We start from the raw sequence: 7,076 nt of genomic DNA on the forward strand, positions 1-7,076 counted from the left end.
GAAGCAGGGGCCGCCCGATTGGGGCGGCCCCTGCTTCGCTAATCTGTTAAGCGTAAATCAGCTCACTGTTTACAATTTCCATTGCACTTGCTTGGATATTGTTCATCTTACCGACCCATGTCATTTGGTCGGCAGCTTTCAGCGCCTCGGTGATACCTTGGGATCGGGCCATCTGTTCAATAATGGTATCTAACCGTTCTTGTGCCTGCTGGTCAATATCGGCAAGGTAGCTGTTCAGTCTGCCGTTGAGCAACAAGGCATTGTATAAAGCTGGGTGGTATTCTTTGATATACCGCTTGTGCCGTTGCCCCCATATACCGACAGGCTGTTCTTCTTCAGTGGGTACAGTCAAACAGGGAAAATAGTAGTCGCCAATCAGTTCATACCAAAGGCCGTTGCCTTCGTCAAAAATGTACTTGTCCATATCGAAATCCTCCGCTATAATATATTCGCACATACGTCACAGTTCCCCGATTGCCACGCTGTTTTATAGTTTGTTACCAGTTTTTCCTTCCCTTGATTTTTCCCTTGTGCGAGGTCAAGTTAAGGACAACAATGCGTGAAATCAGATAAAGGGATACGGTGGGGACAATGCGAAAAATCCTTTATTTGCAAGGCTTTCGGAGGATTTTATTAAAAGACTGCAACCACTAATGAGCGGCTATGAAATCGTGTGGTTCAAATCGGGCTTTTTACTTTTGGCGGAGGATATGCCATGATCTCCATGATGGAGCATTACTGTGTCGACCAAAAGAAGTGGATCACCCAAGATGAAATGATGGACGTTACTGTGATCGCAGAATCTACGCCGGGGCCGATCGCCATCAACTGCGCGACCTTCGTGGGGTACCGGCAGGCTGGATTTCCCGGCGCAGTCGCCGCTACCTTTGCCATCGTTTTTCCTTCCTTTGTAATCCTCTATCTTCTCTCCCTTTTTCTGGATGGTTTTTTAATGTATCCTGTGGTAGCCAACGCATTTCGGGGCATAAAAATCGCCGTAGGACTGCTGATATTGGAGGCAGCCATACGCATCATCCAAAAGATGCCTGCCAAAAGATTGCCCAAGGGCATCCTGATATGCTCCGCTCTGATGATGCTGTGCATCAGCTTTTTCTCCTTGAACATTTCCTCCATCACTTTGATGTTGGTAGCCGCAGCACTTAGTTTAACATTGTATTTTGTCCATAACACCATGAAAACAAAGAAGGAGAGCAAGCAATGATCTATTGGCAGCTTTTTATCGGCTTTTTACAGGTGGGATGTTTTGCCTTTGGAGGCGCCTATGGTGCGATCCCTCTAATCCGGGATGTGGTTCTGGCCAACGGTTGGTTGACAGAAGAAAAGCTGACTTATATGATTGCCGTCAGTGAAAGTACGCCCGGACCGATCATGGTCAATCTGGCTACCTATGTGGGAAGCAGTCAGGCCGGGCTGCTTGGCGCCATGATCTCCACACTGGCGGTGGTTCTGCCCTCGTTCTTTGTGATCCTGCTGATCATGGTGTTGCTGAAAAACGTACTTCAGCAGCCTTGGATGCAGGCGGTCCTACGCGGCGTAAAGCCATGTATGGCCGGCATTATACTCGCTACCGGCATTTACATGGTATGCAGCCATTGCGTATCCTTCGGCGAGCATCTGGAACTCGATATGCACTCTTTCCTAATCACGCTGCTCCTTGCCTTTGCTATGTTAGGGAGCGGTTTGCTGTTCCGGAAAAAGCTCTCCCCCATCGGGCTCATTGCCTTATCCGCCGGGCTTGGTATTATAGTCTATGGCATATGATCCTCCTACTCAAAGGTTACATCTTCCAATCTTAGAAAGATGATCCCATGTTCCTCCAGCGTGCGATCCGCCTGAAGCGTTCCCACCACGGTTATCTCCGATTCCGGATCTGGGTAATCCTGAGGATAAGAAAGGTCTTCCGGCATAACAAGGTCAAATCCCTGAGCGCAGCAGGCAGTGGCATCCTCTACGATCACACCGCAGTAGACCTGATTCGTTTCAGGGTCCTGATATACCGTGAAAATTCCCGTCATGCGGATGGTTTTTCCGATATAGTCATCCGGCGACATCATCATGTTGAACACTTCTGCGTAGACCATGGTGCTGCTGAGGGTGGTTAAATCCACATCCACGGACACTGCGGGAGCTTCCTGAGAATCCGGCTGCAAATCCGCAGCCGGATTCTCCGTTTCTTCCTCTTCCGGCGCAGAACCGACAACCGGGAGCCGCGAGCTGTCTCCCTGTCCATCCCCGCCTTCTGTCGGCAGTGGTTCTTCCCCGGGCACTTTGGATTCGGCGGATGGTGTACCCTCCGGAGCTGCTTCCGCCTGTTGAGAAACAGTGGGCGGTGTCAGATTCTCAGCTTGCCCAGAGCCTTCATTTTTTCCACATGCGGAGCAGGCCAAGAGTAACATCCCCGCCAGAAACAAAATTGCTTGGCGTTTCATCGGTCATCTCCTTCCTATCCATCCTACAAGGGAGCAAAGGGCAAACAGTGCAATTTGCACGGCAACAATAGTGGATCCCACCGGTGTGCCGACCAGGATGGAGGTAATGATTCCTGCGGCGGCACAAAATACAGAGAGAACAGCAGCACAGATGGTAACGGCCCGGAAGCTTTTGAACAATCTCATGGCGGACATAGCCGGGAAGATCACCAGGGCGGAGATCAGCAAAGATCCCACCAGATTCATGGCCATCACAATGACCACTGCCGTCACCACCGCCAGAATCAGATTGTATACCCTGGCCCTGGTTCCAGTGGCCGAAGCAAAGCTTTCATCAAAGGTGACCGCAAAGATCTTGTGGTAGAAAAAGAGGTATAGGAGCACCACTACCACCGATAGTGCGGCACACATCCAAACCTCGGTCTGGGTAAGAGTGAGAATGGAGGTGGAACCGAATAGGGTGGTGCAGACATCCCCCGTTAGATTGGTGGAGGTGGAAAATACATTCATCATCAAATAGCCTATGGCCAGCGCGCCCACCGAGAGCATGGCCATGGCGGCGTCGCCTTTGATTTTGGAATTCTGACCCGCCCCCAGCAAAAGGATGGCACACAGCACCGTGATGCCCATGACCAGCGGCATGTCATTGATCAGGTTCAAAACAGAGGCCACCGACATGGCCCCGAAGGCCACATGGGACAACCCGTCCCCGATAAAGGAAAACCGCTTGAGCACCAGCGTGACCCCCAGCAGCGAAGCGCACAGGGCCACCAGCACACCCACCACAAGCGCATAGCGGACGAAGGGATAGGCCCAGTATTGGACCAGCTTCTCAATCAGCAGTTCCATGGTCGCCCCCTCCTCTCTGCTCGAGAAATCTACGACCGGGATTGGATCCGACAAAGGCATCCCGAGTTCCGAAAAACACCTGCTCCCCCAGATAGAGGATGTGGCTGGCGTAGTGGAGGGCAGCCTCCATGTCGTGGGAGATCATCAGGATGGTCATGCCATCCTTTTGATTCAGCTGGGCGATGACCTGATACAGCTCTCGGCTGGCCGCCGGATCCAGTCCGGCCACCGGCTCGTCCAGCAGCAGCATCTTCCGGGCCGCGCAAAGAGCCCGGGCCAGCAGCACCCGTTGCTGCTGGCCTCCCGACAGCTCCCGATAGCATCGCTTTGAGAATCGTTCCATATCCATGCGCTGGAGGGACTGCCGGGCCAGTTCCTTTTCCGCCTTGGTGTAAAAGGGACGCAGGCCGCACCGGCTTTGACAGCCGGACAGAGCCACCTCCCAGACAGTGGCGGGGAAATCCCGTTGGGCCTGGGTCTGCTGGGGCAGGTATCCGATCTCATTGGCACGCACTCCGCCGCTCAGAGTCACCGAGCCCTCCAGGGGCGTCAGCAGTCCCAGGATGGTCTTCATCAGGGTAGATTTTCCGGCTCCGTTCTCCCCCAGGATGCATAGGTAGTCCCCGGTGCCCACGGTAAAGCTCAGATCCCGCACCAGGGCAGAATCATAGCCCAGGGCCAGGCCCTGGCAGTTCATCTGGATCATGTGATGGCCCTCCTCTCAGCCCAGCGCGGTTTTCAGGGTCTCCAAGTTCTGCTCCATAATGCCCAGATAAGTGGCTCCCCTCTCCACATCCGCGGCCGTCACCGACTGCATGGAATCCAGCACCAGGATCGTCTGGTTTTTGGTGCTGGTATTGCCCACCACCGTCTGGGCGATCTGATGGGTGGCCCCCTCAATGGTCAGCACACAGGGCAGGGACAGCTCATCCACCTTACCGGCCAGGAAGGCCACCGTTTCAAAGCTGGCCTCCGTTTCCGCCGAGCAACCGGAAAAAGCGGCATAGTAGGTAAGTCCATAATCATCCGCCAGATACCGGAAGGGGAACCGGTCGGCAAAAAGTAGGGTGTGGGTGGAAGCAGCGTCCACGGCAGCCTGATACTGACCATCCAGGTCAGTTAGTTCCCCGATGTAAGTGGCGGCATTTTCGGCATAGGCATCCTGATGCTCAGGGTCAATGGTACCCAGGGTGTCCGCAATGGCGCCGCAGAGCAGTACGGCATGCTTCAGAGACAGCCAGATATGTTCATCATCATGGCTGTGGGTACATTCCGAGGGGTCATCGCAATCTTCATGATGTTCATGGTCATGCTCATGATCGTGTTCTTCGTGGTGTTCATGGGTATCCTCGGGATTCTCTTCCTCCTCATGGTGGTGATGATGCTCGCTCTCCTGCATTCCCTCAACCACTTCCTCTGCTTTTACGCCGTCCCCCAGCACCTCCATCAGGTTCATGGCCACCAGATCGGGATTGGTGGCGTTGGCCAGGGCGTCCTCTACCCAGGAGTCCGACTCTCCTCCTGTGTAGAGAAACAAGTCACAGTTGGAGATGGTAACCATATCATCGGCGGTAGGCTGGAAGCTGTGGAGATCCACGCCATCGTCCAGGAGCATCGTCAGCTCCACATGGTCGGCCCGATCCCCCAAGATCTCCCGCACCCAGTCGTACTCCGGGAAAATAGTGGTGACGATCCGTAGCTTTTCGCTGCCGCTTTCTGAGGTAGATACGCTGTTGCAGCCGGTCAAGATCCCGGCGGTTAGCGCCAGGGAAAGAAGGATAGAAATCGCTTTTCTCATGGGATAAAACCTCCGAATTCATACAGAAATTGAAAAATGGGCGCAAAAATATAAGGGGTTCCTGGCATGCGCCAGGAGAGCCTGCCTCAAATAGGCAGCCCCGTCCCCTTGTCCTTTTCCATTCTGTTTAATTCAGCAGTTTTACCTTCCACAAAACCGGGGAAGATGCGACAAAGATGTTCTGCGTCCACAGGATGCAAAACAGCATATAGACGCCCAGCACCGCTTCTCCAACAGAAGCGGTATGGGCTGCAGAGAGCTGCTCCAGAAGCTTTTGGACACTTTGGATTTGATGGCAGATGGTGCAGTGCTCGCCGCCACAGTCGTGGTCAGCCTCAGCAACGACAAAAAATACGGAGAAGAACAGAGCAAACACCAGCAGCGCTGCTCCGCAGGCGGCGGCAAAACGTGTTTTTTTCGCCATGTTCTTCTCCCCCCTTTGAAGTTTATGAGTACGACGTTATGTGCCGTGGCAGTTTTGACAAATGCCGTACAGGACTGTCTTGAGAATATCTAGGTCAAACCCGTCCAGCTCCGACATGGCACGGGTTAATTGCGCAGTATGCTCCGCATCCATGTGGAAAGTCTTTCCGCAGCGGGTGCAGGACAGGTGCAGATGGGAGTGGCAGTCTTCCGCACCCACATACTGGTAATAGGCCTCTCTGCTTCCCGGTTTTACCGATTTACGGATCAGCCCCTCCGCCTCCAGCTGGGACAGATTCCGGTAGACGGCACTGAGGCTGATCTGCTGGGCGCACAGTTCCTGAGCGATCTGCCGTACCGACAGCAGCTGATCCGGATGCTGATTGAGAAAGCTGATTAGATAATCCCGTTGACGGGTATCGTACTTCTTCATCCCCAGGCCTCACAAAATTTGCGAATTATTTGCAAATTAAGATAGCATGATGCAGGTGGTATGTCAAGCCTATTCTTTAGACCCTATTGGAGAATATGTCACCGCCGATCCCCCATTAACGGATGGCCCTTCATACCATCCCTTTGCCCTCCCATCCTAACTGCCAGGAACGACAGAGGACTCATGTAAATTTCCTTTATGTATTACCTTGCAATTACCGTTATCCTGTAGTAATATACGGTTAGCTATATCTAACCAAGATGGAGCGTACATTCTATGGATAACAAACGATTCTGGGACCGATGTTCTAAATATTATCCCGCTTTTATTCGTCATTCAGAGAAGACATACCTGCAGATCCGCAAAACGATCCGTCCTTTCCTGAAGCGTGATATGGATGTTCTGGAACTTGCCTGCGGTACAGGACAGTTATCAGTGCCCTTATCACCGTATGTTCGCACTTGGGAAGCCACCGATTTCTCCCCTGAAATGGTGAAGCAGGCAAAAAAACAGCTTCATACATCGCGTCTGCATTTCTCGGTCCAGGATGCCACAAAACTGCCCTATGGACCCGAGAGCTTTGATGCGGTGGTAATTTCCAATGCGCTCCATATTATGCCGCAGCCGGAAAAGGCTCTGTCAGAAGCCTGGCGGGTATTAAAGCCAGGCGGGTTCCTTTTTACTCCCACATTTGTCTGGGGAAACGGCCGTTGGGCCAGATTTCGGCTCTGGGTCATGGGTTTGTCCGGCTTTCATGTCTATCACTCCTGGAACGCAGGGGAACTGATGGCATACTTATCTGAGCATGGATATACCATCGTGTGCCACCAGCTTTTTGGCAGCAAATTTACACCGCTCTGCTGCCTGATCGCCCAAAAACCCCCGCTGGACCGTTTGTAGTCCATCAGTCAGCCGCGAGAAATTTGGGAGTGATAGAGCTCACACCCCAGCTTCTCACAGAAGACATCCTGCAATTCTTTGCTGTTACTTAGGAATTGTGGACTATGCATTCTGCGGCGCTCGGCGGCCACCGGTGCGGTCACCAGCGGCCACCTTGCGGCGCAGCGGCCACCCGTAATTAGGTGGTCATTTTAGGTTTAATCACCACGGTGTAGTGCTTTGT

General features: G+C 53.0%; 10 protein-coding genes. 3 read left to right on the top strand and 7 right to left on the bottom strand.

Features of this window, described 5'->3' with window-relative positions:
• Nucleotides 1-46: 46 nt before the first annotated feature.
• Complete coding sequence (locus ACEVJL_RS15825; protein WP_118602312.1) at nucleotides 47-424, bottom strand: TnpV protein; 378 nt, start codon at nucleotides 422-424, stop codon at nucleotides 47-49.
• 249 nt (nucleotides 425-673) lie between these two features.
• On the opposite strand from ACEVJL_RS15825, the gene ACEVJL_RS15830 reads away from it, so the two are divergent.
• Both ACEVJL_RS15830 and ACEVJL_RS15835 read left to right on the top strand, forming a co-directional pair.
• Nucleotides 674-1,222, top strand: coding sequence for a chromate transporter (locus tag ACEVJL_RS15830; protein WP_374738379.1), 549 nt, complete (start codon nucleotides 674-676; stop codon nucleotides 1,220-1,222).
• Complete coding sequence (locus ACEVJL_RS15835; RefSeq protein WP_374738380.1) at nucleotides 1,219-1,782, top strand: chromate transporter; 564 nt, start codon at nucleotides 1,219-1,221, stop codon at nucleotides 1,780-1,782. Before ACEVJL_RS15830 ends, ACEVJL_RS15835 begins: the two co-directional genes overlap by 4 nt.
• 5 nt (nucleotides 1,783-1,787) lie before the next feature.
• Here the strand turns inward: ACEVJL_RS15835 and ACEVJL_RS15840 are convergent, their stop codons facing one another.
• The 6 genes from ACEVJL_RS15840 to ACEVJL_RS15865 all read right to left on the bottom strand — a co-directional run bounded on the left by ACEVJL_RS15840 (nucleotide 1,788) and on the right by ACEVJL_RS15865 (nucleotide 5,953).
• Nucleotides 1,788-2,450, bottom strand: coding sequence for a hypothetical protein (locus tag ACEVJL_RS15840; RefSeq protein WP_374738381.1), 663 nt, complete (start codon nucleotides 2,448-2,450; stop codon nucleotides 1,788-1,790).
• A gap of 3 nt (nucleotides 2,451-2,453) precedes the next feature.
• Nucleotides 2,454-3,299, bottom strand: a complete 846-nt coding sequence (locus tag ACEVJL_RS15845; protein WP_374738382.1) for a metal ABC transporter permease — start codon at nucleotides 3,297-3,299, stop codon at nucleotides 2,454-2,456.
• Entirely contained in the window at nucleotides 3,283-4,005 is a 723-nt protein-coding gene (locus tag ACEVJL_RS15850; protein ID WP_374738383.1) for a metal ABC transporter ATP-binding protein, read from the bottom strand. The genes ACEVJL_RS15845 and ACEVJL_RS15850 overlap by 17 nt, the downstream gene beginning before the upstream one ends.
• Nucleotides 4,006-4,020: 15 nt before the next feature.
• A complete protein-coding gene (locus ACEVJL_RS15855; protein WP_374738384.1) occupies nucleotides 4,021-5,097 on the bottom strand; it encodes a metal ABC transporter substrate-binding protein in 1,077 nt (358 codons plus the stop codon).
• A gap of 127 nt (nucleotides 5,098-5,224) precedes the next feature.
• Nucleotides 5,225-5,521 carry a hypothetical protein gene (locus tag ACEVJL_RS15860; RefSeq protein ID WP_374738385.1) on the bottom strand — a complete coding sequence of 99 codons (297 nt, stop codon included), beginning with the start codon at nucleotides 5,519-5,521 and terminating at the stop codon, nucleotides 5,225-5,227.
• Nucleotides 5,522-5,557: 36 nt separating this feature from the next.
• Nucleotides 5,558-5,953: a Fur family transcriptional regulator gene (locus ACEVJL_RS15865; RefSeq protein WP_374738386.1), complete on the bottom strand. Its 396-nt coding sequence runs from the start codon at nucleotides 5,951-5,953 to the stop codon at nucleotides 5,558-5,560.
• A 276-nt stretch (nucleotides 5,954-6,229) separates the two neighbouring features.
• Between ACEVJL_RS15865 and ACEVJL_RS15870 the strand changes: the two genes are divergently transcribed.
• Nucleotides 6,230-6,853 (top strand): class I SAM-dependent methyltransferase, encoded by a 624-nt coding sequence (locus ACEVJL_RS15870; RefSeq protein ID WP_040646418.1) that lies wholly within the window; start codon nucleotides 6,230-6,232, stop codon nucleotides 6,851-6,853.
• The last annotated feature ends 223 nt before the right edge of the window (nucleotides 6,854-7,076 follow it).

It is taken from the genome of Flintibacter porci, assembly GCF_041925195.1.
Lineage (GTDB): Bacteria > Bacillota > Clostridia > Oscillospirales > Oscillospiraceae > Lawsonibacter > Lawsonibacter porci.